26 protein-coding genes and 3 pseudogenes are annotated in these 25,928 nt (G+C 65.8%); 15 read left to right on the forward strand and 14 right to left on the reverse strand.

The window, feature by feature from the left end:
- Window positions 1-111 precede the first annotated feature (111 nt).
- Window positions 112-1,035, forward strand: a complete 924-nt coding sequence (locus C477_RS00770) for a sulfite exporter TauE/SafE family protein (RefSeq protein WP_008892510.1) — start codon at window positions 112-114, stop codon at window positions 1,033-1,035.
- Here the strand turns inward: C477_RS00770 and C477_RS00775 are convergent, their stop codons facing one another.
- From C477_RS00775 to C477_RS00810, 8 genes are all read right to left on the reverse strand, one after another.
- On the reverse strand, window positions 1,036-1,701 hold the full coding sequence (locus tag C477_RS00775) for a cytochrome c biogenesis CcdA family protein (protein ID WP_008892511.1): 666 nt from the start codon (window positions 1,699-1,701) through the stop codon (window positions 1,036-1,038).
- Window positions 1,698-2,276: a TlpA family protein disulfide reductase gene (locus C477_RS00780; protein ID WP_008892512.1), complete on the reverse strand. Its 579-nt coding sequence runs from the start codon at window positions 2,274-2,276 to the stop codon at window positions 1,698-1,700. The genes C477_RS00775 and C477_RS00780 overlap by 4 nt, the downstream gene beginning before the upstream one ends.
- The gene (locus tag C477_RS00785; RefSeq protein WP_008892513.1) at window positions 2,277-2,999 is read right to left on the reverse strand and encodes an SCO family protein; all 723 of its coding nucleotides are present in this window, start codon (window positions 2,997-2,999) and stop codon (window positions 2,277-2,279) included.
- 110 nt (window positions 3,000-3,109) lie between these two features.
- Entirely contained in the window at window positions 3,110-3,373 is a 264-nt protein-coding gene (locus C477_RS00790) for a DUF7521 family protein (protein ID WP_008892514.1), read from the reverse strand.
- A complete protein-coding gene (locus tag C477_RS00795) occupies window positions 3,373-3,735 on the reverse strand; it encodes a winged helix-turn-helix domain-containing protein (RefSeq protein ID WP_008892515.1) in 363 nt (120 codons plus the stop codon). Before C477_RS00795 ends, C477_RS00790 begins: the two co-directional genes overlap by 1 nt.
- A gap of 96 nt (window positions 3,736-3,831) precedes the next feature.
- A complete protein-coding gene (locus C477_RS00800; RefSeq protein ID WP_008892516.1) occupies window positions 3,832-4,290 on the reverse strand; it encodes a response regulator in 459 nt (152 codons plus the stop codon).
- Between the two features lie 93 nt (window positions 4,291-4,383).
- Window positions 4,384-4,878 carry a hypothetical protein gene (locus C477_RS00805; protein ID WP_008892517.1) on the reverse strand — a complete coding sequence of 165 codons (495 nt, stop codon included), beginning with the start codon at window positions 4,876-4,878 and terminating at the stop codon, window positions 4,384-4,386.
- Entirely contained in the window at window positions 4,875-5,423 is a 549-nt protein-coding gene (locus C477_RS00810) for a hypothetical protein (protein WP_008892518.1), read from the reverse strand. Before C477_RS00810 ends, C477_RS00805 begins: the two co-directional genes overlap by 4 nt.
- A gap of 206 nt (window positions 5,424-5,629) precedes the next feature.
- Here C477_RS00810 and C477_RS00815 point away from each other — a divergent pair, with 206 nt between their 5' ends.
- From C477_RS00815 to C477_RS00825, 4 genes and pseudogenes are all read left to right on the forward strand, one after another.
- The gene (locus C477_RS00815; protein ID WP_008892519.1) at window positions 5,630-7,432 is read left to right on the forward strand and encodes a polysaccharide deacetylase family protein; all 1,803 of its coding nucleotides are present in this window, start codon (window positions 5,630-5,632) and stop codon (window positions 7,430-7,432) included.
- Between the two features lie 88 nt (window positions 7,433-7,520).
- Entirely contained in the window at window positions 7,521-8,246 is a 726-nt protein-coding gene (locus tag C477_RS00820; RefSeq protein WP_008892520.1) for a DsbA family protein, read from the forward strand.
- 111 nt (window positions 8,247-8,357) lie between these two features.
- Window positions 8,358-8,665 (forward strand): annotated as a pseudogene (locus C477_RS24405) (four-helix bundle copper-binding protein).
- Window positions 8,666-8,776: 111 nt separating this feature from the next.
- Window positions 8,777-9,319, forward strand: a complete 543-nt coding sequence (locus tag C477_RS00825) for a DUF2243 domain-containing protein (RefSeq protein WP_008892522.1) — start codon at window positions 8,777-8,779, stop codon at window positions 9,317-9,319.
- Window positions 9,320-9,369: 50 nt separating this feature from the next.
- On the opposite strand, the gene C477_RS00830 is transcribed toward C477_RS00825, so the two are convergent.
- The 3 genes from C477_RS00830 to C477_RS00840 form a co-directional block, all read right to left on the reverse strand.
- Window positions 9,370-11,031: a multicopper oxidase family protein gene (locus C477_RS00830; protein WP_008892523.1), complete on the reverse strand. Its 1,662-nt coding sequence runs from the start codon at window positions 11,029-11,031 to the stop codon at window positions 9,370-9,372.
- A 127-nt stretch (window positions 11,032-11,158) separates the two neighbouring features.
- Entirely contained in the window at window positions 11,159-11,719 is a 561-nt protein-coding gene (locus tag C477_RS00835; RefSeq protein ID WP_008892524.1) for a class I SAM-dependent methyltransferase, read from the reverse strand.
- Window positions 11,720-11,721: 2 nt separating this feature from the next.
- Window positions 11,722-12,207 carry a DUF302 domain-containing protein gene (locus C477_RS00840; protein ID WP_008892525.1) on the reverse strand — a complete coding sequence of 162 codons (486 nt, stop codon included), beginning with the start codon at window positions 12,205-12,207 and terminating at the stop codon, window positions 11,722-11,724.
- 358 nt (window positions 12,208-12,565) lie between these two features.
- On the opposite strand from C477_RS00840, the pseudogene C477_RS00845 reads away from it, so the two are divergent.
- The 3 genes and pseudogenes from C477_RS00845 to C477_RS24410 form a co-directional block, all read left to right on the forward strand.
- Window positions 12,566-13,245: pseudogene (locus tag C477_RS00845) on the forward strand (nucleotidyltransferase domain-containing protein).
- The gene (locus C477_RS00850) at window positions 13,238-13,738 is read left to right on the forward strand and encodes a hypothetical protein (RefSeq protein ID WP_008892527.1); all 501 of its coding nucleotides are present in this window, start codon (window positions 13,238-13,240) and stop codon (window positions 13,736-13,738) included. Before C477_RS00845 ends, C477_RS00850 begins: the two are co-directional and overlap by 8 nt.
- Before the next feature lie 185 nt (window positions 13,739-13,923).
- Window positions 13,924-14,132: pseudogene (locus C477_RS24410) on the forward strand (aminotransferase class V-fold PLP-dependent enzyme); the annotation flags it as partial.
- A gap of 136 nt (window positions 14,133-14,268) precedes the next feature.
- Here C477_RS24410 and C477_RS00860 read toward each other — a convergent pair.
- Complete coding sequence (locus tag C477_RS00860; RefSeq protein ID WP_049914079.1) at window positions 14,269-14,604, reverse strand: DUF7344 domain-containing protein; 336 nt, start codon at window positions 14,602-14,604, stop codon at window positions 14,269-14,271.
- Window positions 14,605-14,830: 226 nt separating this feature from the next.
- Between C477_RS00860 and C477_RS00865 the strand changes: the two genes are divergently transcribed.
- Window positions 14,831-17,590, forward strand: coding sequence for a bacterio-opsin activator domain-containing protein (locus C477_RS00865; protein WP_008892530.1), 2,760 nt, complete (start codon window positions 14,831-14,833; stop codon window positions 17,588-17,590).
- 214 nt (window positions 17,591-17,804) lie between these two features.
- Here the strand turns inward: C477_RS00865 and C477_RS00870 are convergent, their stop codons facing one another.
- Entirely contained in the window at window positions 17,805-18,167 is a 363-nt protein-coding gene (locus C477_RS00870; protein WP_008892531.1) for a hypothetical protein, read from the reverse strand.
- A 173-nt stretch (window positions 18,168-18,340) separates the two neighbouring features.
- Between C477_RS00870 and C477_RS00875 the strand changes: the two genes are divergently transcribed.
- The 6 genes from C477_RS00875 (at window position 18,341) to C477_RS00900 (ending at window position 25,230) form a co-directional block, all read left to right on the forward strand.
- Window positions 18,341-19,045: a DUF2270 domain-containing protein gene (locus C477_RS00875; RefSeq protein WP_049914081.1), complete on the forward strand. Its 705-nt coding sequence runs from the start codon at window positions 18,341-18,343 to the stop codon at window positions 19,043-19,045.
- Between the two features lie 192 nt (window positions 19,046-19,237).
- Window positions 19,238-20,146, forward strand: a complete 909-nt coding sequence (locus C477_RS00880; RefSeq protein ID WP_008892533.1) for a universal stress protein — start codon at window positions 19,238-19,240, stop codon at window positions 20,144-20,146.
- Window positions 20,147-20,277: 131 nt separating this feature from the next.
- Window positions 20,278-21,546: a cation:proton antiporter gene (locus C477_RS00885; RefSeq protein WP_008892534.1), complete on the forward strand. Its 1,269-nt coding sequence runs from the start codon at window positions 20,278-20,280 to the stop codon at window positions 21,544-21,546.
- 60 nt (window positions 21,547-21,606) lie between these two features.
- Complete coding sequence (locus tag C477_RS00890; RefSeq protein WP_008892535.1) at window positions 21,607-24,183, forward strand: calcium-translocating P-type ATPase, PMCA-type; 2,577 nt, start codon at window positions 21,607-21,609, stop codon at window positions 24,181-24,183.
- Between the two features lie 149 nt (window positions 24,184-24,332).
- On the forward strand, window positions 24,333-24,626 hold the full coding sequence (locus C477_RS00895; protein ID WP_008892536.1) for a DUF211 domain-containing protein: 294 nt from the start codon (window positions 24,333-24,335) through the stop codon (window positions 24,624-24,626).
- Window positions 24,627-24,630: 4 nt separating this feature from the next.
- Window positions 24,631-25,230 carry a VIT1/CCC1 transporter family protein gene (locus C477_RS00900; RefSeq protein ID WP_008892537.1) on the forward strand — a complete coding sequence of 200 codons (600 nt, stop codon included), beginning with the start codon at window positions 24,631-24,633 and terminating at the stop codon, window positions 25,228-25,230.
- A 185-nt stretch (window positions 25,231-25,415) separates the two neighbouring features.
- Here the strand turns inward: C477_RS00900 and C477_RS00905 are convergent, their stop codons facing one another.
- The gene (locus C477_RS00905; protein ID WP_008892538.1) at window positions 25,416-25,859 is read right to left on the reverse strand and encodes a pyridoxamine 5'-phosphate oxidase family protein; all 444 of its coding nucleotides are present in this window, start codon (window positions 25,857-25,859) and stop codon (window positions 25,416-25,418) included.
- Between the last annotated feature and the right edge of the window lie 69 nt (window positions 25,860-25,928).

Below are 25,928 nucleotides of genomic sequence, written 5' to 3' on the forward strand. Positions count from 1 at the left end.
GATGACTCGAACCGGAATGATTCTCGCCGTATTGCACAGTGGAATACGTTCGGGCCACCGAGAGGCTAACAACTTCGACTTCGTGTTGTCTTCCCTCGTCTTCGAACTAGTATGAGTGCCCCCGAATCCAGAGTCGACGTCGAACAGTTCCTGACTAACCTCCTCGAGTTCCGCTATCGCGAAGTGACGATGGTCGGCGCGGCGCTGACCGTTCTCGTCGCCTCGATCGCGTTCTTTCCTGGATTCGAGAACGTCGAGCAGGGCGTCCAGTCCGACCTCTCGGTCGGCTTGCTCGCCGGGCTGGTCCTGGTGGCGATCGTCGCCGGCGCCGTCAAGGGAATGACCGGGTTCGGCTACTCGCTCATCATGACGCCGATCTTCGCGTCGGTGATCGATCCGACCGTCGCCGTCGTCGTCCTGGCGATTCCGCCGTGGATGCTCAACATGTTCCAGATCGCCGAGACCGGTACCGGGCGGTCGTTCGTTCGCGAGGAGTGGGCGCTGCTGGTGCTCGCTATCGTCGGGACCGTCATCGGCGTCGCGGCGCTGGCGACGTTCAGCGTCGGACCGGTCGTCTCGTTCGTCATCGGCCTCGTCCTTCTGGGCTACGTCGCCTTTCAGGCCGTCCAGAATTTCGTCACGGTCGAGGAGGCCCACCACCCGTTCGCTCTCGGTACGGCCGGCTTCTCCCAGGGCTTCCTGCTCGCCTTCGCGAACCTCGGGCCGCTATTGCCGGCGTACTTCCACACCTTCGAGCGGGACGCCGAGCGCTACATCGGCGGGCTGTCGATGGTACTCGGGACGATTTTCACGGTTCGGATCGTCCAGATGGCGCTGTTCACCGACCTGCTCACGACCTACCGGCTCTGGCTCGGTTCGGCGATCGCCGTCGTCACGATCGTCGGCCTCCTGCTGGGCACGTATCTCCGGCGCCTCGAGTTCGACGAGCGGACGTTCAACCGGTTCGTCGTCGGGCTCCTGTTCGTCATCTCGCTCAATATCTTCCGGAACACCGTGCCGGCGCTGTTCTTCTGATCAATAGACGACCAGCGCCAGGTAGAGTTGGCCGATCCCTGCGACGATCATGATGGCGCCCGCGAGTCGCTTCAGCCGCTCCGAGTACGCCGCGAACCGGCCCGCGCTCGCGACCAGTCCCATCCCGGTTGCGACCGTCATCGCGACCATCAAGACCACCACGCTGCCGACGTAGGTCACCAGAACGAGCGCCGCTGCGTCGTGTGGGAGTGACAGCGCGCGGGCGACGACCGCGAGGAAGACCGGTGCGACGCACCCGGCTCCCGCGAGCGCGTATCCCGCACCGAAGATCCCGAACCCGAGGACGCTCGAGCGTCGCTTCGGAAGCGGAATCGACAGCGAAGGAGCGCGACCGGCGACGACGAGAGCGCCGAAGACCACCAGCAGTCCGCCGACGAGCGATTCGAAGATCGTGAAATTCGACAGCGCCGACCGACCGAGCCAGAACGTCACGCCGATGAGGGCCGCGAACGTCCCCAGAACGCCAATACCGGCGACGATGCCCCGGAGAGTCGCACCGACGAGCGACGCGTCATCCCTGTCCGTTCGACTCACGTAGAACCCGACGTATCCCGGCAACAGCGGATACGCGCAGGGGCTGAAGAAGGTCGCGACGCCGGCGATGACTGCGAAGCCGACCGTCGACAGGTCCGTCGCCTCGATCACGCGTCGGCCTCCGTCTCGAGCGCTCGTTCGATCCCCGCCGCGAGTTCGTCGGCGGTCTTGACGCCGGAATCGGACCACTGGACGTGTCCGTCCGCGTCGATCGCGACGGCGGAGGGGTAGCCGCCGGCGAGGTACCGCGCGGTCAGTTCGGCGGTCGGGTCGAGTCCGAGGAGCCAGCTCCCGCCGTGTTCGGTCCACCAATCGACCAGTTCGTCCTCCGTCACGGACGAGCCGACCGCCTCGCTCGTGACCGAGAGGAACAGCACGTCGTCGCCGAGTCGGTCGTTGGCCTCGGCGAGGGCGGGCATCTGCTCGATACACGGCGGACACCACGTGCCGAAGAAGTCGATGAATGTCGCCCGCGACGTCGTCGGTACGCGGACCTCTCCGGCCTCGCTTCCCGGTGCGTCGACCGTCTCGATCGCGACTGGATCGGGAGTCTTCGATTCCGAACCACTCGGCTCCTCCGAGTCGCCGGTTCCGTCGGCTGACGGCGGGCCGCGAATCGCGAGCACACCTGCACCCCCAACGACGCTCAGACTGCCGACGCCGGCGAGGACGTCCCGTCGCCGCATTCACGCGGTCACCACCGTTTCGAAGTCGTCGACCAACTTCGACGTCGCGACGGTGGCGCCGTCGGGATAGACGCGTTCGACGAGTCCGCGCTCGTTGACGAGGAAGATATAACTGTAATGGGGGAACATGTACTCGAGGTTCTCGTACTCGTCGGCGTCGCGTTTCTCGAGGGGCAGTCCGAACTGCTCGGTGACGATCCCTTCGGCCGTCTCGTATCGCTCCGGTCGCAGGAAGTGCCAGTTTTCAGCGTCGTGATCGACGCCTTGTTCGCCAGCGTACGTTCGGAGCACGTCTTCGGTGTCCCGCTCGGGGTCGAACGTCATCGCGAGGAACGCGGCGTCGTCGCCGTACCCCCCTTCGGCCGCGACTTCCTGTGCTCGTCGCAACCGCAGCAGGAGCGCAGGGCAGACGCCGTCGGGACACGACGTGTAGAAGAAGGTCATCAGAACAGTCCGATCGTTCTCGAACTGGTCGGTCGAGACCGTCTCGCCGTTCAGCGGGTTGGGGAGTTCGACTGCCGGAAATTCGTCGCCGTAACTCGGATGGGACGCCTCGCTCAAATCCCGTTCCGGCGGCTCGAGGACCGCCCCGTCGATGCGCTCCCGCTCACTACCGTCGCTGTTGTTCGCACCCTCGTCACCGCTCGAGAGAGTATCCAGACAGCCCGCAGCGACACCGATACTCGAGGCGGCGATCGATCGGAGATACAGACGCCGGTTCATGGGTCGACATTTCGGTGGCGATCGTAAACCCTGTACGGCGATTCCCCGAGTCGGAAAAAGTACCAGCGGAGGGAAAAACGGGACGGCGGTGCGCTCGAGGGGCCGCGGAATCACTTCGTCAACGAAATGAGGACGAGCACCATCCCGCTCGAGACGATGACCGCCTGCACGAGGGCGGCGGACGCGATGGTCGTCCCGAACAGCTGGTAGATGAGTCCCTCACAGATCGCGCCGGCGCCGATGAAGACGAACCCGCTGGAGACGTACAGCATCGGCTTCTGTCCGCTCCGGCGGTAGCCGTGATACGCGAGATACGCGATCGCGAGGCTCAGGACCAGCGTGATCAGTTTGGCGATCAGGAACGATGCCTCCATCAGTCCTCACCTCGGAGACCGCTCCAGAGCGACGTGAAGTTGTCCGCGAGCTCGTCGCGGGTCTCGACTGTCAGCGAGAGTTGGCCGTCGGTGATGTCGACGTGGAGCTCCTCGAGCGCCGTCTGAAACTCGCTTCGATGGGAGCCGTCCGAGTCGATGGTTCTGCGTTCCTCGAGGAGGTCGTGTTCCTGGAGCGTCGACACACGGCGGTAGACCGTCGTGAGCGAGGCGTCACACTCCTCGCTGAGCGTTTTCGCGGTCTTCGGTCCGTCTCGATCAGCGGCGAGGAGGATCTTCCGTGTGTATTCGTCCGCGAGGATCTGGAAGATTTCCGCCGAGTCCGAGGAGCCACCGTGTTGCACACGATAACCCCCGGCGTTCAGCGGCAAATAGGCCACGATTCGCCGACCCAGCAAATCACCGTTACTGTCTTGTATCCCTCTCAGGGAGCCATACTACTAGCGTTTGTCGTTCGGTTCGTCTCTCGGCGGTACCCAGGCGACGTCGAACCAGAACTTCCCGAGTGTGCGGACGACGTCGACGAACCTGTCTCGATCGTCCGGCTTCCGGACATACGCGTTTGCGTGATTCGCGTACGACTGTGCGATAGATTTTCGCTCGTCCACTGCAGTGAAGACGACGACGGGAACGCCCGTCCACCCGGGGTCGGCATCGAACTTCTCGAGAAGCGTTCGCCAGTCCATCTCCGGGAGGTCGATATCGAGCACCACGAGGTTCGGACGGGAACGGTCGGGATCTGAGTCACACTGCCGAACGAACTCGAGCGCTTCGGCGCCGCTGGCAGCGGTCGAAACGGTGTTCGCGTTCGTTTCGTCCTCGAGTGCGTCGAGAAGGAGCCGAACGTCCTCACTGTTCGGATCGATGATGAGTGTCTCGACGGGTTGTCGGTCAATCATTGGCTTGCAGCGGTAGCTCGCTAAATATTGCGATAATATGGATCATCTATACAATAGTATGATCGTTTCGATGGTGACCGGCGGTGGAACCCATCACGTTGCGCAAGTCGGACACGACCGACTGTGGCGAACGTATATCAACCCCGTAAGAAGCGCCACGGAGAGCGCCCCGAGAGCGGGTCGTAACGGATCGAAGTACGTCATGAGCGCGGACGAACTGAACAGCGCGAGCAGAATGACATTACAGATCGGACAGCCGACCGCTAGGAACCCACCGACGAGACCGCCGAGTACCCAGCGATCCTCGCTCCGTGAGTCGCCGGTTTCGCTCCTGTCGGTGTCCATGCAATCGGATTCGACTACCTCTGTCGCCAACCGCTGTGCGGTGTAGACCCCAGCCAGCAGCGCGGTCAGCACCAGAAACAGATAGTCGATGGGCGTCCGCGGGACCATCCGAACGTAAAGCGGGTTCGGGACGAGCCCGGTGACGAGTCCGAACAGCAGGAACACGCCGATTCCGGCGGCCGTTCCCCACGCCATCGCTCGCCGGTCCGATCGGATCGATCGGAGGAAGTCCTGTACCGTCATTTCGCTCCCTCCGTCGCGATCGCACACCGTTCGGGATGGCCCGCCCGTCCGAGGAAGAACAGTAACAACAGGAGACCGCCGAAACGAAGCGACGCGCCGTCGTACGGCAGTGCCGAGAGACCCCCGGCGAACCCGAGAAAACCGAGGAGGCCGGCACCGCAGCTCGCACAACCCGACGCGAGGAGCCCGGGCACGACGCCGGAGAGGTCGGTGAGACTCGAGAGACCGACGATCCGCAGTTGGGCGACGGCGTTGACGATCGCGATGCCCGAGAGCAGGGCGTAGAGGACGATGACCGTAAATCCCGTCCAGCCGTCGGTGCGGTACACCGTCTCCGTGAGCGAGACGACGACGTACTCGAACCAGTGGAGGCCGTCGCCGAGCATCTGGAGCGAGAACTCCGGCATCGTACTCAGGATCAGGAGGACGTAGGTGGCGAATGCAACGACGACGAGTCCAATCGTCCCTCGCCACGTCTCGAACGGGTACGAGACCGCTTCGGAGAGGTTCGTCAGGTGCCCATTGACCGAATCGCGCGTGAACATCTATCTGCACTGATGCAGGACTGACTGAAATTTTCGGCTCCGATTTGCTGGGTCAGCAAATCACCGGTTCCGTTTACGCTATCGGAGAGAACGTAACGATGAGTAACCTATCGACAATGGCTCACGAACGTGACGCAAACGACGGTCCGTCTCGGCGGCGAATGCTCGCCGCACTCGGTGCCGCATCGACTACTCTCGCTGGCTGTATGGACGCGCTATCGGACGGCGAATCCGAAGCGAACGGCAATGGAGTCGGCGAGCGGGAGATGGCTTCCGACCCCTCGCACTGGCCCGCTATCGAGGCGGGGCAGGGACTCTCTGACTTCGAGGATCTCGACGAGTGGTCCCCCCGAACCGGCGAACTCTCGGCCGCTCCTGACGAGGCGCGACTCGGATCGCAAGCGGCGGTCATCGAGAGCGACGAGGCGACGGCCGGCCTAGAGATCCGGTTCGATGACGGAATCGATTTCGAGGGCTGGGACGCCTCGCTGGCGGTCAAACCGGAATCCGCCGATCGAATCATCGTCGAGTTCCTCGCACCGACGCGGAGCGAGCGCCTCACCGGTATTCGAATCGTCCCGGACGGGTACGACGGCTGGTTCCGAATGGACTGTGGCTACCAGCAGAAGCCGGGGGAAGATCCGGACCTATCGAACGTCACCGGTCTCAATATTACCGCGGACGGACCGGACGGCGGACCGACTAAGTTGCTGGTCGACGACCTCCGCCGAACCGAGTCGGCCGCCAACGGCGCGGTGATTCTCGCCTTCTACGGCGGGCACGAGTCCCATTACGACGTCGCGGCCGAAATGCTCGCGGAGCGCGACTGGGCGGCGGCGGTTCCGGTCTCCCCCGAGCGGATCGGCGAGGCGGGACGGATGGGACTCGACGAACTCCGGGACCTCCGTGACCGCGGATGGGACGTCTGCTCGCTCCCGCAGGTATCGACGCCACTTCCGGAACAGCCCGCGGATCGCCAGCGGCAGGTTCTCGAGCACGCTCGAGACGCGCTCGCGAGCGAGGGCTTCGAGGACGGAGCACGCCACCTGTTCGTTCCGGACGGACGGATGGACGCGGAGACCTACGACGTCGCCCGTGACGTCCACGAATCGGCGTTCCTGTACAGCTCCGGGACGACCGGCGTGCCGCCGACCGAGATGCACATGATTCCGTACATCTGGGGGCCCGCGCTCCACACCGGCGTTCGCCGCTACGCCAACCTCTCCGATCAGTACGGCCTGCTGACCGTCGTGCGCGTTCCGCGGATCGTCGACGAGGCCGACGTGGGCGTCGACGAGAACCGGATGTCGCTGGACGACTTCGGACTGCTCCTCGACCACCTCGAGCACCGCGGGCTCGACGTCGTCACGCCCTCCGATCTCGTCGACGGGGATTTCGAGCGTGCCGACGGCGAGAACGAGACGACGAGCCCGAAGCGTCCGAGCGGCGTCGTCCTCGAGGCGGGCCAGTCCCACGCGTTCGAGGGATCCGGATCGACCGACTCGCAGACGGTCGGCCTCGACGGCGGCGTCCTCGTCGCGAACGTCTCTCACGACGGGTCGGCGATCGCCGTCGACGTGACCGGCGTCGACGGAAGCGGCCGCAGCGAGAACCTGCTGACGACGGCGGAGAACGCCACCGGCGAGTCGATCATGGCCGTCGAGGGAGGAACGTACGGACTCGAGGTCGACGCCGACGACGCGTGGTCGATCGAACTCTCCCAGCCGGCGGTCCGGGCCGACGACCTCGCCGACCTCCCCGTACAGGCGTCCGGGACGGGATCGGCGTTCGTCGGGCCACTGTGGACCGAGGGCGACGTTAGGGTCGTCGCGACCCACGACGGCGACGGGCAGTTCGTCGTCGACGGCCACGGCGCCGACGGCAGTCGCGAGATACTCGTCCACCGGACCGGGTCGTTCGACAACTCGCGGTCGTACAAGGCGGGCGGGGTCGTCTGGCTCGACGTCGAGGCCGACGGCGACTGGACGCTCGAGGTCGTCGACTCGTAGCGACGCCGTTCGTCGCCGTTTTGCTGACCCAGCAAATCCACGGACCGGTTTTGGCCCGGCGGTGTGAACGTGATAACGAATTCGATCAATGGCACTCGATCAGCCATCCCGTCGCGCCTTCCTCGCCGGCTCGGTCGTGACAGTCGGTGCCGGCGGCGCCTACTATCTCTCGCGATCCGACGACGCGGCTCACGACCTCTCCCCGTCGTTTCACTCGAGCGACGAGACGTCCGCGTTCGGCGTCGACCTCGCCGGAAAGCCGATCATGGGATCGCCCGAGGCGCCGATCGAGATCTACTACTGGACGGACTTCCAGTGTCCGTTCTGCGAGCGGTTCGAACGCGAAACGCTCCCCGATCTGGTCCGGAACTACGTCGGCCCCGGCGACGTTCGCATCGTATTGATTACGTTGCCGTATTTCGGCGCGGACTCGATGACCGCTGCGGTCGCCAGCAAGTGCATCTGGGATCGAGTCCGCGACGACGAGCCGTCCGCCTACTGGGACTGGCACGCGACGATATTCGAGAAACAGGGAGGGAAGAATTCGGGATGGGCCTCGGCCGAGAACCTCCTCGAGTACACCCGTTCGGTCGACGCCGTCGACGCGGACGCCCTCGAGTCGTGTCTCGAGGACCGACGATCGGAACTCGAGGACGCGGTCGAGTTCGATGCGGATCGGGCGACCGAACTCGGCGTGTCGGGCACGCCGACGTTCGTCGTCTTCGATCCGGAGTCCGAGGCCGCCGGATCGCTCGTCGGCGCACAGCCGCTGGAACGCTTCGAGGAGGCGCTCGAACGGATCGAGGACGCGTGAGGGACTGCTCCGGGCCGGCGACTCGCGGCGGCATGCGCGACCTTAGTCGAATCGCGTAACGGGAATAATATTGTAATAACATTACAAGACCTTGCACACGCGGACGAGGAAATGCACGAGTGCATCGACAACTGTCTCGAGGCCGCACAGGCCTGCGAGTGGTGTGTGGACGCCTGCGCCGACCACGGCGAGGAGATGGCCGAGTGCATTCGGCTCTGCCGCGACGTGGCGGATCTGGCGACGCTGCACGCGCGACTGATGGCTCGCGACTCGGATTATCACGGCGACCTGCGGCGGTCTGTGCCGAGGCGTGCGAGGCGTGCGCCGAGGAGTGCGAGCAGTTCGATCACGAGCACTGTCGGGTGTGTGCGGACGTCCTGCCGGAGTGTGCGGAGTCGTGCCGCAACATGGCCAGCTAGGGCGAACCGACCCAGCGGTTCCGGTTTCAGGTGGGCCTCATTTCGTGCGGTCCGGATCACGCTTGCAGCAGACAGCAGTGCACGCTTTTCCCTCAACCGTGATCATTCGATATGGCCAGTGACGGAGAGACGTGGTTCGGGTTACACGAACGAGTGAAACCGCTCGTTCGAGCGGGTATCGTCCTCGGGATCGGTCTAGGCGGCTTCTTCGACGGGATCGTCCTCCACCAGATCCTGCAGTGGCACCACATGCTGTCAGCCCGGACGGATCCGACCGTTCTCAGCGATCTGCGGCTGAACGTGGTCGCCGACGGCCTCTTCCACGTCGGCACCTACCTCTTCACGATCGCGGGGATCGTCCTCTTGGTTCGCGCGTGGCGACGGTCGGACGTTCCGCCCTCGGGACGAGCGCTCCTCGGGCCGACGATCCTCGGCTGGGGCGTCTTCAACCTTCTCGAGGGGCTCGTTAACCATCAGATCCTCGGGATTCACCACGTCTGGCCGGCCGGGCCGGGGAGCGTCCTCCTCTGGGACGTCGCCTTCCTCCTTTCGGGCGCGCTTTTCATCGTCGGCGGCTACGCCGTGATCCGGCTCGACGGACGGTCGGTCGCCGGCGCTCGAGACGAGCGCGCGACGGACGATCGGCCGACGTGATCGCGATTGTCGTCCGGTGACCGCGCTCCGAAACCCACCGTCGGGCCCGCTCAGTCGTACTCGAACACGCGAGCCATCCCCCGCTCGAGGTGGTAGACGTTGTGACAGTGGAACAGCCAGTCGCCGGGGTTGTCCGCGCGGAAGTCGAACGTCACCTGATCGCCGTGAGGCGCGACGAGGACGGTGTCCTTGACCGCGTCGCCGACCTGAAAGAAGTGGCCGTGGAGGTGCATCGGGTGGATCGCCGGACTGCGGTTCACCATCCGCACGCGGACGTGGTCGCCCTCGCTGATCTCGAACGGGTCGGCGTCCGGGTACACCTCGCCGTCGATGGTCCACGCGTCAGCGTCGGCGCCGCCCATCATCCCGCCCGACAGGGTGAGGTCGAACGTCCGGTCCGGCTCCCCGTCGAGTTCCAGCGGCTCGAGCACCGCGAGGTCGCCGTACTCGAGTTCTCGACCGTCGAACCCCGGCCGTTCGGCGGAGCCATCGTCGGCAGTTTCGTAGCGCAGTCTCGCCTCCGCAGGGTCCTCATCGCCGACGACGGGTTCGGCGACGACGGCCCACTCGCCGGGCGAGTCGGCCTCGAGGATCGCGTCGTAGCGCTCGCCCATGCTCATCACGAACGAGTCCACGTCGACGGGTTCGACCGGTCGGCCGTCGGCGTGCGTGACGGTCAACGAGTGTCCGCCGACGCCGACGCGATAGGTCGTGGTGCTACTCGGATTGATGAATCGCAGCCGAACGCGCTCGCCCTCTTCGACCTCGAACACCGGCGGTTCCGACGGGGGGCGGCCGTTGACGAGCAGTCCCTCGTACGGCGGTCGCTGACTCATCATCTGACTACCCGGTCCCATGCCGTCGCCGTCTCCGCCAGGTCCGTCATTAGGTCCCATTCCATTGCCGTCTCCGCCAGGTCCGCCACCGGGACCCATGCCGTTACCGCCGGGACCCATGCCGTCGCCGCCGGGACCGCGACCGTTGCCTGGGCCACCACCACCTTCACCGCCGGGCCCCATCCCGTCACCACCGGGGCCCATCCCGTCGCCATCTCCCTCTGGTCCGCCGCCAGGCCCCATTCTGTCACCGCCGCCTGGCGGGGCTTCGATCGAGTCCAGCGCCGGCTCCTCCGCGAGGTAATCGTCGAACTGTAGCGTGTACTCGCGGTCGTACTCGACGTGCGGTGACTCCTCCTCAACGATCAACGGCCCGTAGAGTCCCCTGTCGAGTTGCAGCCCGACGTGGCTGTGGTAGACGTACGTGCCCGCCGGTGACGCCTCGTACTCGTACTCGAACGTCCCGTCGGACGAGACGGGGTCCTGCGTGACGTCCGGAACGCCGTCCATCGGATTCGGAACGGGAACGCCGTGCCAGTGAATCGTCGTCCCCTCGGGTAATTGGTTCTTGAGCGACACGCGCAGCGTCTCCCCCTCGTCGACCCGGAGTTCCGGGCCGGGGAACTGCTCGTCGTACACCCACGTCTCGGTGCTCTCGTCCACTCCGATGTCGGCCTCTCCGCTCGAGGCGACCAGCGTTTCTTCGAGTCCGCCGCCGTCGTCTCCAGCCTCGTCGTCCTCGTTCTCCTGTGCGGTCCGCTCGAGTGCGGCCGCTCCGATTCCGGTCCCCTTCGGTAGTCCCGCGAGTCCGAACAGCGTCGCGCCACCGACGCGCAGCGCCTGCCGTCGCGGGACGGGTCGCTCGTTATCGTCCATCACAGAACCGTCCACGACTGCGATGAAAAATGAGGGGCATGCCAGCGCATATCGGTCTCGGTCCGCGTCTGCGAAACGTGACCTCGGGACCGTCCGGAAGCCGCTCCTGCGCGGATCGCTTGCGTTCTCACTCGAGCGTGGCGATCAGCAGGAAGGTCTCCGGTCGGACGGCCTCGTGTTCGATGTCGAACCCGGCGTCGCGAAGGGCGGTCACAGCCTCGTCGGCGCTGTATCGCTCGTCGACCGGCGGTCCGTCCTCGCCGGAGCCGGTCGACGCCCAGTCGACGACGACGAGTCGACCGTCGGGCGCGAGGACTCGTCGAATCTCCGCGAGCGCGTCGTCGCTCGCGAACTCGTGGTAGGTCATCGTCGAGAACGCGGCGTCGAGCGCGTCGTCGTCGAACGGGAGGTCGCTCACGTCGCTGGTCGCGAGGGTGACGTTCTCCGGGACGCCCTTCTCTCGGTAGTGCTCGTGCATCGCCTCCTGAACGTCGACCGCGTGGACCGCGCCGGGGTGGGGCGCGACGTCGTCGGTGAAGAAGCCGGTGCCGCTGCCGAGGTCGGCGACGGTGTCGTCCGGCGAGAGCGAGAGCGCCCACAGCAGTTCTTCGGCCGACACGAAGCGGTATCGCCGTCCGGCCCGTTCCAGTTCGTCCGCTCGCTCTGCGTCGAACGTGTGGTAGCCCACGGTTACAGTTCCTCGAATGCGTTATCGACGAGTTCGCCGGTCTCCGCGACGATGTCCGCCATCTCGTCGTCGTCAGGTGCCATCCCGACGAGTCGCGCGATTCGCATGATCGAGACGTGGTAGACGCGCTGTCGACCGGGCTCTTCCTCCCAGACGACGACGTTACACGGGAACAGCGCACCGAGTTTCCCGTCAGTGGCATCGAGCGCTCGGTCGGCCACCGCCGGGTTACACGCACCGAGCACGTAGTAGGGGTCGCGGTCGGCGTCGTCGGACTGCGTCCGACTGCTTGAGGCGCTTCGCGCCTCTCTGTCGACCTTCTCGTTGAGCAACTCCGAGGGGGAGAACTCGACGGGAACGCCGAACCCCGCGTCGGTGAACACCTCGCGGACGCGTTCGATCGCCTCCTCGTGGTCCATCTCGAGGGTCGTCTGTTTCGCACCGATATCGTCCGGGTCGATCTGGGCAGGGTCGATAGGCAATGTCATCGTGTACAGTATTGGGGCCACAACGAAAATCACTTCCGAATCTCGTCCCAGTCCGGCCGTCGAGACCGGTCGCTCGTCAGTCGCTGCTGGGCACCGGCGTTCACCGGCGAGCGCCGTTACTCGTCGGGAGCTCGCTCAGCTCCGGGCGGTCTGTAGGGACGCCAGAAACACCGTCGATAGGAGATGATCAAAATCGCGACGAGAAACCCGATGTCGTGCGACGACCTCATATCGATTAACTGGCATAGTTGCCGCTGGCGGCTTCCCGAAAGACGGTCATACGGTGTTCGATGTCGCTCCAGCGACTGCTGCTGCCAGTTATTTAACTGTCGTTGCACAAGATCAGACAGTGTCTGAAATGGCGGGACGAGATATAACGGTCTGCATCAACGCCTATCCGGGTGCGGAGACCGACGTTTTCCGAATCGGAGCCGCGGACGATATCCTCCGACTGCTCGCGGATGCCCACGAGACCGAGTTTACGATCTCCGACCTCGTCGACGCGACGGGCGTCACTCGACCGACGGTTTGGCGGGGGTCGACCTCCTCGAGAGTATCGGTGCCGTTCGAATTCGAGAAACTCCGCAACGAAACTACGTCTCGATCGACCCGGATCGGCTCCAGAAAGACGATTCGATACTTGCGATCGAGCAATCGGAGTTCCACGAACCGATTCGAGCCTTCGTAACCCGCATCCGAGAAGCAGTTCGCGAGACTGACGCCATCGAAGACGTTCTCGGCATCGTCGTGTTCGGAAGCGTCGCTCGAGGCGAAGCGGATCGACGGAGCGACATCGATCTGTTCGTCGTCGTCGACGGCGATCGGACGAGTGCGCGACGCGCCGTGGCAGATACTGTCGCCGATCTCAGTGAACGACGATTCGACGGCGATCGATTCGAGTTCGAACCGTACGTCGAATCCGCGGAGAGTGCGCGGCGGGCGGGTCCGAAGCTCCGTAAAATCTTCACGGAGGGCGTGACGGTGGACGGCAGTGAACGACTCCACTCCATCCGCAAGGCGGTGATCACCGATGAGTAGCACGCGAATCGAACAGCTCATCGGCAACGCACAGGCGGCGTTCGACCGGCGACCGGCGGACGTCGGACCCGGACTCGACGTGGAGGACGCGGCGCTCCTCCAGTTGCGGAAGGCCTGTCGGTTGCTCGCCGGCGCCGAAGCCCTGCACGACGCTGCGTACTATACGCTCGTCATCGAAGCCTCGTTCGTTGCGATTGAACGGACAGTCGAGTTCCGACTCCTCGAGCGCGGCACGATGGAACCGGATGATCTCCCCGGAACACATCCGGGCGTGTACCGAGAGGCGGCTGCAGTCGGCATTTTTTCGGAACCCGCGGCCGAGGATCTCGCCGATCTCTGGCGCAACCATCGAGCGAAAACGTACTATCAGGACGGACTCGCCTCAGCGGAACGGGCCCAAGCGATGTATACACTCGCCAGCGAAATCCACGCCTTCGTCATCGGTCGCTCTTCTCAGGGTCACGAGTGTCGCTGTCCCGAGCCCAATTCGTAGTACGCGCACTCGTCCGTTTCAGATCTCCCGCTATCGGTGCGAATCGATCGGTCATGGTGGCCAGCATCAGCATTTCATAGCATGTGCAAGATCGTCATCATCTTCTGGCTTCGTTGGAGAGCATATGCAACCGAGTACGGCGGTGACGCCGACCGAACTCCGGGCGGATATTCCGCTCTACAGGAGGCGACGTCGTCGTCCGGACGGATCTCGAGCATCCGACCGGCGTCCTCCCGTGGCAGCGTTTCGAGTGGGAGTCGTCGGCGTTCGCGTCGTCGAGACCGACGCCGGTCGAATCGATCTCGAGCGATTCGTCGAGACCATCGCCGATGCCAAACTCGCCCGTTTCAGCGCGGTCACGCGGACCCACGGAACGCGACTGCCGGTCGCGGAATCGAGCGCCTCGCCGCCGACGGTATCGTCGTCCGATCGTTGCCGTCGCCGAACGCCGTTCGGACGTCTATCCACGCGCTCGATACCACCGGCGACGTCGATCGAGCGAACTCGCTCCTGCGCGGAACCGAACGTCGTTACTCGCCGTCCGAAAACAGTCCGTCGAGTCGGTGCGGACACGATTCGATGCGGTTCGCGTCCGAATTATACTCTATCATGCCGTGATCGGAGAGTTTCGGGAGGTGAACGTGGTGGAGCGAGCGGGCCACGCTCGTCACGGCCGATTTGTCTACATCGTTCACGCCGTCTTCCCGTGCCGCGATCCCGACTGCCAACTCGGCGAGGTCGATAGGATCGTTTCGCCCCGCGAGCACGTCGAGCGTCATTCTGCGTCGCTCGTCCGCGAGTAATCGATAGCACTCGTTCGCGGTCAGTTCGCTCGCGTCGGATGCGGCGCGTACAGAGTTGATCATCTTGAACGTCCTCCGGTCGACCGGCGAGGTCACCGTACGTCACACTCAGCAGACGGTCGGTCGTAAGATCAGGGTAAAACCACGTAGGTGAGATCCGCGCGCCGACTCGATGAGTCCGACACAGTTCGGGTCGACTCCAGACCTTCGATCCCGGTCGGCCCGAAATCGCACCCGAGTTGCCTCCGTCGGCGGAGGGTTGATGCGCCCGCGTCGCTAGTCCCCCGTAATGACGTCTCGATCGCTGACGGAGGCCCTTCGGGAGACGCTCGCGCTCTTCGACGAGGCCGGGTCCCCGCGGACGACGACCGAACTGGCGGACGATCTCGAACTCGGTCGACGGAGCACGTACGAGCGACTGGAGCGACTCGTCGAACGGGACGAACTCGAGACCAAGCGCGTCGGGGCGAGCGCCCGGGTGTGGTGGCGGCCCCCGTCGGCGAGAACCGATCGACCGCTCGGGTCCGGAGACTGGCCGGTCGAAGCCGAGTCCCTGCTCGCCACCGCCCTCGACAGGACCGACATCGGCGTGTTCGTCCTCGACGAGTCGTTCAACGTCGCGTGGCTCAACGAGACGGCCGAGCGGTACTTCGATCTCGACCGCGAGCGCGTCCTCGGGCGGAACAAACGCCGACTCGTCGAGACCGACATCGCGCCCGCGGTCGACGACGCGACCGCGTTCGTCGACACCGTTCTGGCGACCGACGACGACAACACGTACGCCGAACGATTCGAGTGTCGCGTGACGGCGGCCGAGGAGCGCGAACCGCGCTGGCTCGAGCACCGCAGCGAGCCGATCGAGACCGGGACGTACGCGGGCGGACGGATCGAACTCTACCACGACGTCACCGATCGGAAGCAGCGCGCGTCGCGCGAACGGAAACTCGAACAGTACGAGCGGCTCGTCGAGACCGTCCCCGACGGCGTCTACGCGGTCGACGAGGACGCCCGGTTCGTCGCGGTCAACGACGGCTTCTGTGAACTGACGGGATACGACCGGGACGAACTCCTCGGGGCGCACGCGACGACCGTCCACGACGCCGAGATCACGACGCGGGCCGAGTCGCTGGCCGAGGAAATCGCGACGGGCGACCGAGGTTCCGCGACCATCGAGCTCGATCTACAGACCGACGACGGAGCGACCGTTCCGTGTGAGAGCAGGCTGGCCCCGTTCCCGCTTGGCGAAACCGACGGCCGCTGCGGCGTGGTTCGCGACGTCTCCGATCGCATCGAACGGGAACGGACGCTTAGACGACGGATCCGGCAACAGGAAGTCGTTGCGGACCTCGGTCAGCGGGCGCTCGAGAGCCGAGACCTGGACGAACTGCTGGCCGACGCGGCCGACCTGCTCACCACGACGCTCGAGACGGACTACTCCAAGGCGCTCGTTCTCGATCGGACCGCCGACGAACTCCGATTGCGACAGGGTTCCGGCTGGGATCCGAACGTCGTCGGAACGACGACCGTCTCGGCCGTCGAAGACGGGTCACAGGCCGCCTATACGCTGGCGTCTGGGGATCCGGTCCTGGTAGACGATCTCGACTCGGAGTCGCGCTTTGACGGGCCCGACCTGTTGACCGACCACGACGTCACGAGCGGTATCAGCGTCGTCATCGGTTCCAGCGAGGATCCCTGGGGGGTCCTTGGAGTCCACGACACCGATCACCGGGCGTTCTCGGAACACGACGTCACCTTTGTTCAGTCGGTCGCGAACGTACTCGCGACCGCCATCGACCGGCACGATCGCGAGCGGGAACTGAAGCGCCAGCACGAACAACTCGCCGCGCTCGACGCTCTCAACGACGTCGTCCGCGATATCACCGATGAGGCCATCGACCGGTCGACGCGCGAGGAGATCGAGCGGAGCGTCTGCGAGCACCTCGCCGCGACGGACTCGTATCTGTTCGCGTGGATCGGCGACGTCGACGCCGCCGATCAGACGGTGAACGTTCGAACCGAGGCCGGCGGCGTGGCGGAGTACCTCGAGGGGATCGCCATCTCAATCGATCCGGACGACGAGCGAAGCGGCGGACCCACGGGTAGGGCCGTCCGGGAGCGCGAGATCCAGACCACGCGGGATATCCGCGACGATTCCAGGTACGACCCCTGGCGGAGCCGCCTCGAGGAGTACGGAGTCCGGTCGTCGGCCGCGATCCCGATCGTCCACGAAGAGACCATCTACGGCGTGTTGAACGTCTACGCCGATCGGCCGAACGCGTTCGAGGGTCGAGAGCGCGCCGTGCTCGGCCAACTGGGGGATGTAATCGGTCACGCCATCGCTTCGACAGAGCGTAAGCGCGCCCTGATGAGCGACGACGTCGTCGAACTCGACTTCCGAATCAGAGATCTGTTGGACGAACTCGACCTCGACGTTCCGTCGGCCGGACGGATCACGCTCGACCACACGGTCCCGATCGAGGACGACGAGTTCCTCGTTTACGGGAGCGCGACTCCGGACGCGATCGACGGCCTGGAAGCGATCGTCGAAACGCTCCCCCACTGGAAAGCCGTCACGTATCGAGGCGGCGACGCAGCGACGCGGTTCGAACTCCGACTCTCCGAGCCGCCGGTGCTGTCGACGGTCGCTTCACTCGGCGGGTCGGTCGAGAGCGCCGTCATCGAAGACGGCGATTATCGCATGACGATCCACGTGGCGTCGGGTTCGGAAGTCCGACAGGTTGTCAACGTCGTGCAGAACGCCTACCCCACGGCGGAACTACTGAAACACCGTCAGCTCGAACGACGGCGGGACACGACCGACCGCGCTCGCCACGCGCTGACGGCGGTCCTCACCGATCGCCAGCGATCGGCTCTCGAGGCGGCGTACCACGCGGGTTACTACGAGTGGCCGCGTGACGCGTCCGGCGAGGAGGTCGCCGAATCGCTGGAAATCGCACCGCCGACGTTCAATCAGCACCTTCGGAAGGCACAGCGAAAGGTGTTCGACTCGCTGTTGTCGCGGCCCGGACGGAACCGATCGACGGAATAGCCGTTGGACCCGTGGAACCCGTGTCGCCGCTTCGTCGACGTCGTCGTGACGCCCCGGGCGGTCGTCGCCCTCGTTCTCGGACCGCGGCCGTGACGACCTCGTTGCCCACGTCGCTGACGCGCGCGGCGTCACGCCCGGCGGGTGCGAGCGCTGCCGTCGTCGCAGCGGTAGACTCCGACGGCGGTTAGCAAGCCGACGACCGTGCCGACGANTGTCACGCCCGGCGGGTGCGAGCGCTGCCGTCGTCGCAGCGGTAGACTCCGACGGCGGTTAGCAAGCCGACGACCGTGCCGACGACGACGGTCAGTGCGGTCCCGACCGGAAGGAGCGACCCGGCGACGATCGCGACGAGAACGGTGATCGCGAAGGCGCCGAACGCGGACGCGATCCGCCGCCGTTCCGGCGCACCGTCGGCGAACCCCCAGGCGACGACGCCACCGGCGACCGCGCCGGCGACCAGCCCTGACGGGATACCGACCAGCAGCGAGAACTCGATCCGCGACCGGAGGAGGTCCGTTACTGCGACGGTGACGATCAGGTAGGTCGCGAGACGAGCGGCAACGAGACGCCCAATCATTCCGTAACTCACGTGAATCACTGCGACAGACGTGTCGCTACGGGATATACTCGAGTCCTCGTTCTTCCCGCTGAGAGTCAGTGTCCGCGCGAGTAGAATCCGAACTCGACCCGAACGAGCGCGCGGCGGAATTCGCCTCGCTTTTCGTCGTCGCTCGAGAACGATCGACAACGATGGACAGAGAGTCGACGAAAGACGTCGATCCGAACGACGCAGAACACCGTGAGATCGGCGCGGGCCTCCTGGACGAAGACATGGGGCCGAGTTCGGCCATGGCCCACCTCTACCGCGGCGAGATCCACCGGATGAAGTTCTGGCGGGAACGGCTCGACCAGACGACCTACTGGGCGATCGTCGTGATGAGCGCGATCCTGACGTGGTCGTTCTCGAGTCGGGGCAATCCCCACTACGTCGTGTTGCTGGGTGCGGCGGCGGTGACCGCGTTCCTGATCATCGAGGCCCGTCGGTACCGGGGATACGACATCTGGCGCGGGCGCGTCCGAACGCTCCAGAAGAACGTCTTCGCGTACGGGCTCGACCCCTCTGCCGGCCTCGAAGACCCGTCGTGGCGCGAGAAGTTGAGTCAGGACTACCGGCGCCCGACGATCAAAATCTCGACCGAAGAGGCCGTCGCCCATCGCCTGCGGCGGATCTACCTGCTGCTGTATACGATCATCCTGGGTGCGTGGATCATCCGGGTCACGGCGTTCGCCGGCCGTCCGTGGCCCGAAAGCGCCGCCATCGGCGCGGTTCCCGGTCTCCTCGTTTCTGTGATAGTCGTCGCGTGCTACCTCCTCGCCGTGTTCGTCACGGTCCGACCGCGAACGTGGAGGGCCGAGGACGAGCTCCACGAGGCGGATATCGGCCGTCATCGCTGAGACGACGTCGACGACGAACGAGCCGGATCCGGAGTACATCCCTTCCCCAGCGCCCCCGCTTTCGAGGCGCCCTACCCGTTTATCCCCGTTTCCGACGTATCGGACACGCATGGAACTCCGCGTAGCCGACGTCCGACCACCACGGGCGAGACTCGGATCCGCTCCTCGAAACGCGACGGGAGGTGTCCGAACGTGACCGATTCCGAGACGTCCGCGACGTTCGATCGCCTCCTCTTTCCCACCGACGGCAGTCAGGGGGCGGCCGCCGCGCTCGAGCACGTCCTCGATATCGCCGCCGAACACGGGTCGACGGTTCACGTCCTCAACGTGATGGAGACGGCGCTGTACAGCCCGTTTCAGATGGAAGGCGATGTCGTCGACGCCCTCGAGCGGGAGGGCGAGCGAATCGTGCGCGACGCCGCCGACCGCGCGTCGGAGCGCGGGATCGACGCGGTCACCGAGATCCGGAAGGGGGAGCCGTATCGGGAGATCATCGACTACGCGGCGGACCGCGATATCGACCTCACCGTCGTGCCGACCCACGGCCGTCGGGGACTCGAGCGGTTCCTGCTCGGCAGCACGACCGAGCGAGTCGTCAGACGCGCCGACGGCCCCGTGCTGACGATTCGGCCGGACGCCGCGGCCGAATTGGCGTACCCGTACCGCCGGGTGCTGACCCCGACCGACGGGAGCGACTGCGCGAGGGACGCGCTCGAGGTTGGCGTCGACGTCGCGAGCGCGACCGGGGCGGCGCTGCATCTCCTCACGGTCGTCGACGTTGTCAGCGTCGGCGTCGACGTCCGTTCCGATATCAAGACGGCGATGCTCGAGGAGGCCGCGGACGACATCCTCGAGGCGGCATCGTCGGTCGCGGAAACTAACGACGTCGAACCGGCCGCCGAAACGGTCGCGTACGGGCCGTCAGTGGCCGAGGCGATCCGGTCGTTCGTCGAGGAACAGGATATCGACCTCGTCGTGGTCGGGACCCACGGCCGAACCGGCTTCGACCGGTACGTACTGGGGAGCGTCACCGAGTCACTCGTTCGAACGGCTCCGGTCCCCGTCCTGGCGGTTCGCGAATCGGCGGCCGAGGGATCGTAGTCGCGTGCGAATCGACCGGGAAACCGAGGTCGCCTCACTGGGACGGGCGGAGTCGAGTCAGCGCAGCGACGGCGGCGTCACTCGCATCGGCCACGTTAGGTATTACGGGGCCGTCTCTCGAGTACTCGTTCATGGCCACCGTTTTCGAGGTCCTCGTCCGCGTGTGTGCCCTATTCGCGCTCGCGCTAGGGGTCAGGGTCGTCGTGGACGCGTGGCTCGATGTCCCGTACTCGGTGCTCCTCATTGTGGTCGGGGTCGTGATCTCGGTGCTGCGCATCGACGTCGGCATTCGGCTCTCGGCGGACGTCATCGTGGGATTGGTCCTGCCGCCGATCCTGTTCAACGGGGTCATCGGACTGGATCGGACGGCGCTGCGGGAGAACCTGGCCGTGCCGCTCGTGCTGGTCGCCCTCGGAATCCCGCTGGCGGTCGCCCTGCTCGGATCGATCGTCGAGGTCGCGTTCGGGCTGTCGATCGGAGTGTCACTATTGCTCGCCGCGATCCTCGTCCCGACCGACCCCGTTGCCGTCCTCTCCCTGTTCTCGGAACTGGACGCCCCCGAGCAGTTGACCGTCGTCGTCGAGGGTGAAAGCTTATTCAACGACGGCGTCGCGGTCGTCATCGTCAACGTACTCCTCGCGTTGCTCGCCGAGCAGTCGGGACCGATGTCCGGATTCGAGACCGCCGAAATCGTCGTCAGGGACCTCTTCGCCGTCGGTCTCGGCGGCTTTCTCCTCGGGAGCGGTCTCGGATACGGTGCGACGCGGTTCGTCCACCGTCTTCCCGAACGGATGGCGGTCCTGCTGGTCACGGTCCTGCTCGCGTACGGTAGCTACGTCGTCGCCGAGAGCGTCGGCGTGAGCGGCATCCTCGCGACTGTCGGGGCGGGTGCGTTCGTGGACCTGGCCGTTACGAACGGAACCGACCGCGGGACGGTCGAGTTCGTCCGCGACATCTGGGAAGGCGGAGCGTTCCTGCTGTCGACGATCGTCTACGTGCTCATCGGGACGCAGGTTCCGATCGACAGCCTCGCGAAGTACCTGCCGGCGGCGCTTCTCGTCACCGCTCTCGTCTTGCTCGTCCGGGCGACGGTCGTCTACGTCCTCGTAGGGGCGGTCAACCTGACCGTCTCGAGACCGTTTCCCCGCGACTACCAGCACGTCCTCGTCTGGGGCGGGTTACACACCGTGGTCCCGGTCGCGCTGGCGCTCGGACTCCCGTCGTGGGTTCCTCACCGGGAGTTCGTCCAGGCGGTGGTCTTCGGCGTCGCCATCGTCGGTGCGCTCGTCCAGGGAACGCTGCTCCCGTACCTCCTCAGGGCTACCGGTCTCCAGCATCGGGTGGTGGGACCAGACCGGCAGACGGCGCGTCGCGACGTCGAGCGGCCGGACCGGCGCTGACAGCGAGTCCCCCGCGTTCCGGCGCGTACTTCTATAGGGGTTCGGACGCAACTCCGAGTAGTGTCCGAGAAGCCACACGAGCGCCCCGCCGACCGCGTCGTGGCCTCCCTCGAGTCGCGCGTCGACGGGCTGATCGACGAGGAAGCGCGCCGCCGGCGCGAGGAACACGGCGAGAACGACATCGTTCGGGGCGGCGGCCGGTCTCCGGTCGACATCTTCGTCGCGCAGTTCGACAGCGCCCTGATCTGGGTGTTGCTGGCCGCGGCCGCCCTCTCGGTCTGGGCGGGTCACACCGTCGACGCGGTCCTGATAGCGATCATCGTCGTGGCGAACGGAATCTTCGGCTTCGTTCAGGACTACCGGGCCGAGCGGAGCCTCGAGTCGCTCAGGGAACTGGCCGCGCCGACGGCGACGGTTCGGCGCGACGGCGAGGCGCGAACGATCGACGCCACGGGGCTGGTCCCCGGCGACGTCGTCGTCCTGCGCGGCGGAGACGTCGTTCCCGCTGACGGGCGACTCCTCGAGGCGACCGACCTCGAGGTCGACGAGGCCTCGCTGACCGGGGAGAGCGTCCCGGTCTCGAAATCGTCGGCGCCCGTCGCGTCGGAGACGCCGCTCGCGGAGCGTGCGAGCATGGTCTACAAGGGGACGAGCGTCACCCGCGGAAAGGGCCTCGCCGTCGTCACCGGGACGGGAATGGAGACCGAAGTCGGCGGGATCGCCCGCGAACTCGCCGCTACCGAGGAGACCCGGACCCCAATGCAGGACGAACTCGACGTCCTCGGTCGAAACCTCGGGCTCGGCGTCCTCGTCCTCTCCGCGCTGGTCGCGCCGCTGTTGCTCCTCCGGGGTACGCCCGCGATCCAGGCCGCCCTGACGGCGGTGTCGCTCGCCGTGGCCGCGATCCCTGAAGGGCTGCCGGCGGTGGTCACGCTCACGCTCGCGCTCGGCGTGCGCCGGATGTCCGAGGAGAACGCGCTCGTCCGACGGCTGCCGGCGGTCGAGGCGCTGGGCGCAGTCGACGTCGTCTGCACGGACAAGACGGGCACGCTCACGAAAGGGCAGATGACCGTCAGCAGGTGCTGGGTGAACGACGCCGTCGTCGACGCTGGATCGGAGGCGGCCGACGAGAACGCGCCCTCTGACCGCGAGGATCTGCTCCTGCGAATCGGTGCGCTCTGTAACGATTCGACGCTCGAGGACGACGGCGGCGACCCGACCGAGCGGGCCCTGCTCGAGGCCGCGGATCGTCGCGGGTTCGACGTCGACGAACTCCGCGCGGAGCACCCGCGAACCGGCGAAGTACCGTTTTCCTCCGAACGCAAGTGGATGGGGACCGTCCACGGGGACGTCGGCTACATCAAGGGAGCACCGGAGGTCGTCCTCGAGAACTGCGATCGGATTCTGACCGCCGATGGGCCGAAACCGCTGACCGACGAGCGCCGCGAACGCGTCGAGACGACGGTCCGGGCGTTCGGTGACGACGCGCTCCGCGTCCTCGCGATGGCCTACCGCGAGGACCCGGTCGACGCCGACGATCTCGCGGCCGGGCTGACGTTCGTGGGGTTGACCGGGATAATCGATCCGCCCCGCGAGGAGGTCGCCGACGCAATCGCGGAGACGCGGCGGGCGGGGATCGACGTGAAGATGGTGACCGGCGACAACGTCCGGACAGCGCGAGCGATCGCCGAATCGCTCGGGATCGGCACTGCGGTCCTCGAGGGCGGCGAGATCGAACGGATGGACGAGGAGACGCTGCGCGAACGGGCCGCGTCCGTCGACGTCTTCGCGCGGATGTCGCCGGAACACAAGGTCCGGATCCTGCGAGCGTTGCAGGACCGCGGCAACGACGTCGCGATGACCGGCGACGGGGTCAACGACGCGCCGGCGCTGAAGAACGCCGACGTCGGCGTCGCCATGGGGATCCGGGGGACGGACGTCGCCAGGCAGGCCTCGGATATCGTCCTGCTGGACGACGACTACGCGACGATCGAGCGGGCGGTCGAACGCGGGCGGGCGATCTTCGACAACGTCTGGAAGTTCGTCGCCTACCTCCTGAGCGCGAACGTCGCCGAGGTGGCGATCGTCTTCCTCGCATCGCTGTACGGCTACCTCATCCTGCCCGCCGTGCAGTTGCTGTGGATCAACCTGCTGACCGACGGCCTGCCGGCGCTGGCGCTCGGCGCCGACCCCGAGAGCGGCGACGTGATGGATCGCCCGCCGCGCGATCCCGATCGGGGGATCATCGGGCGGCCCATGCTCGAACTCATCGGCGGGACCGGCGCCGTCACGACGGTCGTCGCGCTCGCGCTCATGTTCTACGCGCTCGAGGGGGCTGCCGAGGTTACAGCGTACGCGATGACGATGGTCTTCACGGCGTTCGTCTTCCTCGAGTTCGCGAAGCTCTACGTCATCCGCTGGCTGCGCGAGACGCCGACGCTTTCGAATCCGTGGCTCGCGGCCGCCGTCGCGACGTCGATCGCCCTCCAGCTCGCGGTGCTCTACACGCCGCTGAACCGGTACTTCGGAACGGTGCCCCTCGAGGCGGGAGACTGGGGACTCATCGGCGCGGTGCTCTTCGTCTGTCTCCCCGCGTACCTCGCGGTCGCCGTTCTCGTCGGGCGACTCGAGCCGTAAGCGGTCAGGCAACGCGGAGAACGCGGACGGCCGCGAGAGCCGACGCGTCCCCGTTCTCTATAAACCGCCATCGTCGTCGGCGCGAGTACCGTAGACGCGGTCGCGGATCGTCCCCCGCCACTAAGGGCATCGCCCGCGAGCATCAGGGTATGTCGCCACCGATACGACGGCTCGTCCTCGACGTCATGAAACCGCAGGAGCCGAACATCCTCGAACTCGCCACCGTCGCCAGCGACTGCTCGGGCGTCGATGCCGTCAACGTCGTCCTCGTCGAGACCGACCGCGAGGTCCAAAATCTCAAGCTGACGGTCGAGGGAGACGACATCGACGCGGACGCGCTTGAGCAGGCGATCACCGACCTCGGCGGGACGATTCACTCGATCGATCAGGTCGTCTGCGGCGAGCGCCTCGTCGAACAGATCGACACGCCGCAGGATCGGTGAGCCGGTGAGCGACGTGACTCGGCTTCGCGATCGCCTCGATTCCGTCAGCGCGCTCCTCGAGGACGAGGAGGTCAGATCCATCTCGCGGCGGTACTTCATCTCGAACGGGTTCGACGGCACCCTGACGAGCATCGGCGTCGTCGTCGGCGCCTACCTGTCGGGCGTTTCCGACGGCCTCACCGTGATCACGATCGGTCTCGGCGCGGCCGTCGGGCTGGGAACGTCGGGGATCTGGAGCGTCTGGGAGATCGAACGCGCCGAGAAACAGGCCGAACTGATGGAGCTCGAGCGGGCGATGCTGACCGACCTCGAGGACACGGCGGTCCAGCAGCGGCGGGCGGGCGCTCGCAAGGTCAACGCGGTGGCGAGCGGAATCGGCCCGCTCATCGGCATTCTCCTGCCGCTGATTCCCTTCCTCGCGGAGGGCGTCGTCGTCTCCATGCTCGAGGCGACGCTGCTCGCCATCGCCGTCGGCGTCGGCGTGTTGTTCGCGTTCGGTGCGTACCTCGGCTCGATCTCGAAGCAGAACTGGATCGTCGCCGGGATCAGGATGGGGCTTGCGGGGATCGTCGTCGCGTTTCTGAACCTGTTCCTGCCCGGGTGACGCGCGAGCGGTCGCGAGACCGAGCGTCTCTCGTGCGGAGGGAGCGGGCGGCTCAGGAGCCACCAACGAGGCCGTCAACCGTTGAGACGACTCCGTCTCCTCTATCCGTTCTACGCGGCGTTCACTCCACTGAAGCCCTCTTCGGAGACGGCTTCCGAGCGACCGACGGACGGGATAACGGCTCGTTACTCGCTCGTTTTTCTCCCGGTGATCGTCTCGATCTCGAGTCCGTATAGCTCGATTTCCACCGCCTCGACGTCTTCGTCGAAGATCCGGAGTTCGAGAAACGACTCGTTGACCGCCGCCTCGTCGAACGCCGCTCGCTCCGAACCGGTGAGCTTTCGGAGCGGTCCGGTGGCGATGATACTCCAGGATCGTCCGGCGGAATCGACGTCGTAGAGGGTGAAACAGGCGGTCTCGGTGTCGTCGAGGTGCGACATCTTCGTGCTCGATCCGTCGGTCGACAGACGGACGTACAGCGTCCCGTCTTCGTAATGGTGGGCGACGGGGAACGCGTACGCGGCGCCGTCGGCCGCGAGTGCGAGGACACCGGTGTCGGTGCTCGCAAGGCGTTCCTCGAGTTCCCGATCGTTCATTCCGATCGTGTAGACGAATTCGATTCGGTCCATCGTGAACTGTAGGGTCGCACACAGTATGAAGCTATATGCCGCGTGCGGTGAACGAAAATACGGTCGCTT

The organism is Haloterrigena salina JCM 13891, assembly GCF_000337495.1.
Classification (GTDB): domain Archaea; phylum Halobacteriota; class Halobacteria; order Halobacteriales; family Natrialbaceae; genus Haloterrigena; species Haloterrigena salina.

Coding starts and splice junctions, on each gene's coding strand:
- C477_RS00770 (WP_008892510.1), top strand. CDS start 112: ATGAGTGCCCCCGAATCCAGAGTCGACGTCGAACAGTTCCTGACTAAC.
- C477_RS00780 (WP_008892512.1), bottom strand. CDS start 2,276: ATGCGGCGACGGGACGTCCTCGCCGGCGTCGGCAGTCTGAGCGTCGTT.
- C477_RS00785 (WP_008892513.1), bottom strand. CDS start 2,999: ATGAACCGGCGTCTGTATCTCCGATCGATCGCCGCCTCGAGTATCGGT.
- C477_RS00790 (WP_008892514.1), bottom strand. CDS start 3,373: ATGGAGGCATCGTTCCTGATCGCCAAACTGATCACGCTGGTCCTGAGC.
- C477_RS00800 (WP_008892516.1), bottom strand. CDS start 4,290: ATGATTGACCGACAACCCGTCGAGACACTCATCATCGATCCGAACAGT.
- C477_RS00805 (WP_008892517.1), bottom strand. CDS start 4,878: ATGACGGTACAGGACTTCCTCCGATCGATCCGATCGGACCGGCGAGCG.
- C477_RS00810 (WP_008892518.1), bottom strand. CDS start 5,423: ATGTTCACGCGCGATTCGGTCAATGGGCACCTGACGAACCTCTCCGAA.
- C477_RS00815 (WP_008892519.1), top strand. CDS start 5,630: ATGGACGCGCTATCGGACGGCGAATCCGAAGCGAACGGCAATGGAGTC.
- C477_RS00820 (WP_008892520.1), top strand. CDS start 7,521: ATGGCACTCGATCAGCCATCCCGTCGCGCCTTCCTCGCCGGCTCGGTC.
- C477_RS00825 (WP_008892522.1), top strand. CDS start 8,777: ATGGCCAGTGACGGAGAGACGTGGTTCGGGTTACACGAACGAGTGAAA.
- C477_RS00830 (WP_008892523.1), bottom strand. CDS start 11,031: ATGGACGATAACGAGCGACCCGTCCCGCGACGGCAGGCGCTGCGCGTC.
- C477_RS00840 (WP_008892525.1), bottom strand. CDS start 12,207: ATGACATTGCCTATCGACCCTGCCCAGATCGACCCGGACGATATCGGT.
- C477_RS00850 (WP_008892527.1), top strand. CDS start 13,238: ATGAGTAGCACGCGAATCGAACAGCTCATCGGCAACGCACAGGCGGCG.
- C477_RS00860 (WP_049914079.1), bottom strand. CDS start 14,604: ATGATCAACTCTGTACGCGCCGCATCCGACGCGAGCGAACTGACCGCG.
- C477_RS00865 (WP_008892530.1), top strand. CDS start 14,831: ATGACGTCTCGATCGCTGACGGAGGCCCTTCGGGAGACGCTCGCGCTC.
- C477_RS00870 (WP_008892531.1), bottom strand. CDS start 18,167: ATGATTGGGCGTCTCGTTGCCGCTCGTCTCGCGACCTACCTGATCGTC.
- C477_RS00875 (WP_049914081.1), top strand. CDS start 18,341: ATGGACAGAGAGTCGACGAAAGACGTCGATCCGAACGACGCAGAACAC.
- C477_RS00885 (WP_008892534.1), top strand. CDS start 20,278: ATGGCCACCGTTTTCGAGGTCCTCGTCCGCGTGTGTGCCCTATTCGCG.
- C477_RS00895 (WP_008892536.1), top strand. CDS start 24,333: ATGTCGCCACCGATACGACGGCTCGTCCTCGACGTCATGAAACCGCAG.
- C477_RS00905 (WP_008892538.1), bottom strand. CDS start 25,859: ATGGACCGAATCGAATTCGTCTACACGATCGGAATGAACGATCGGGAA.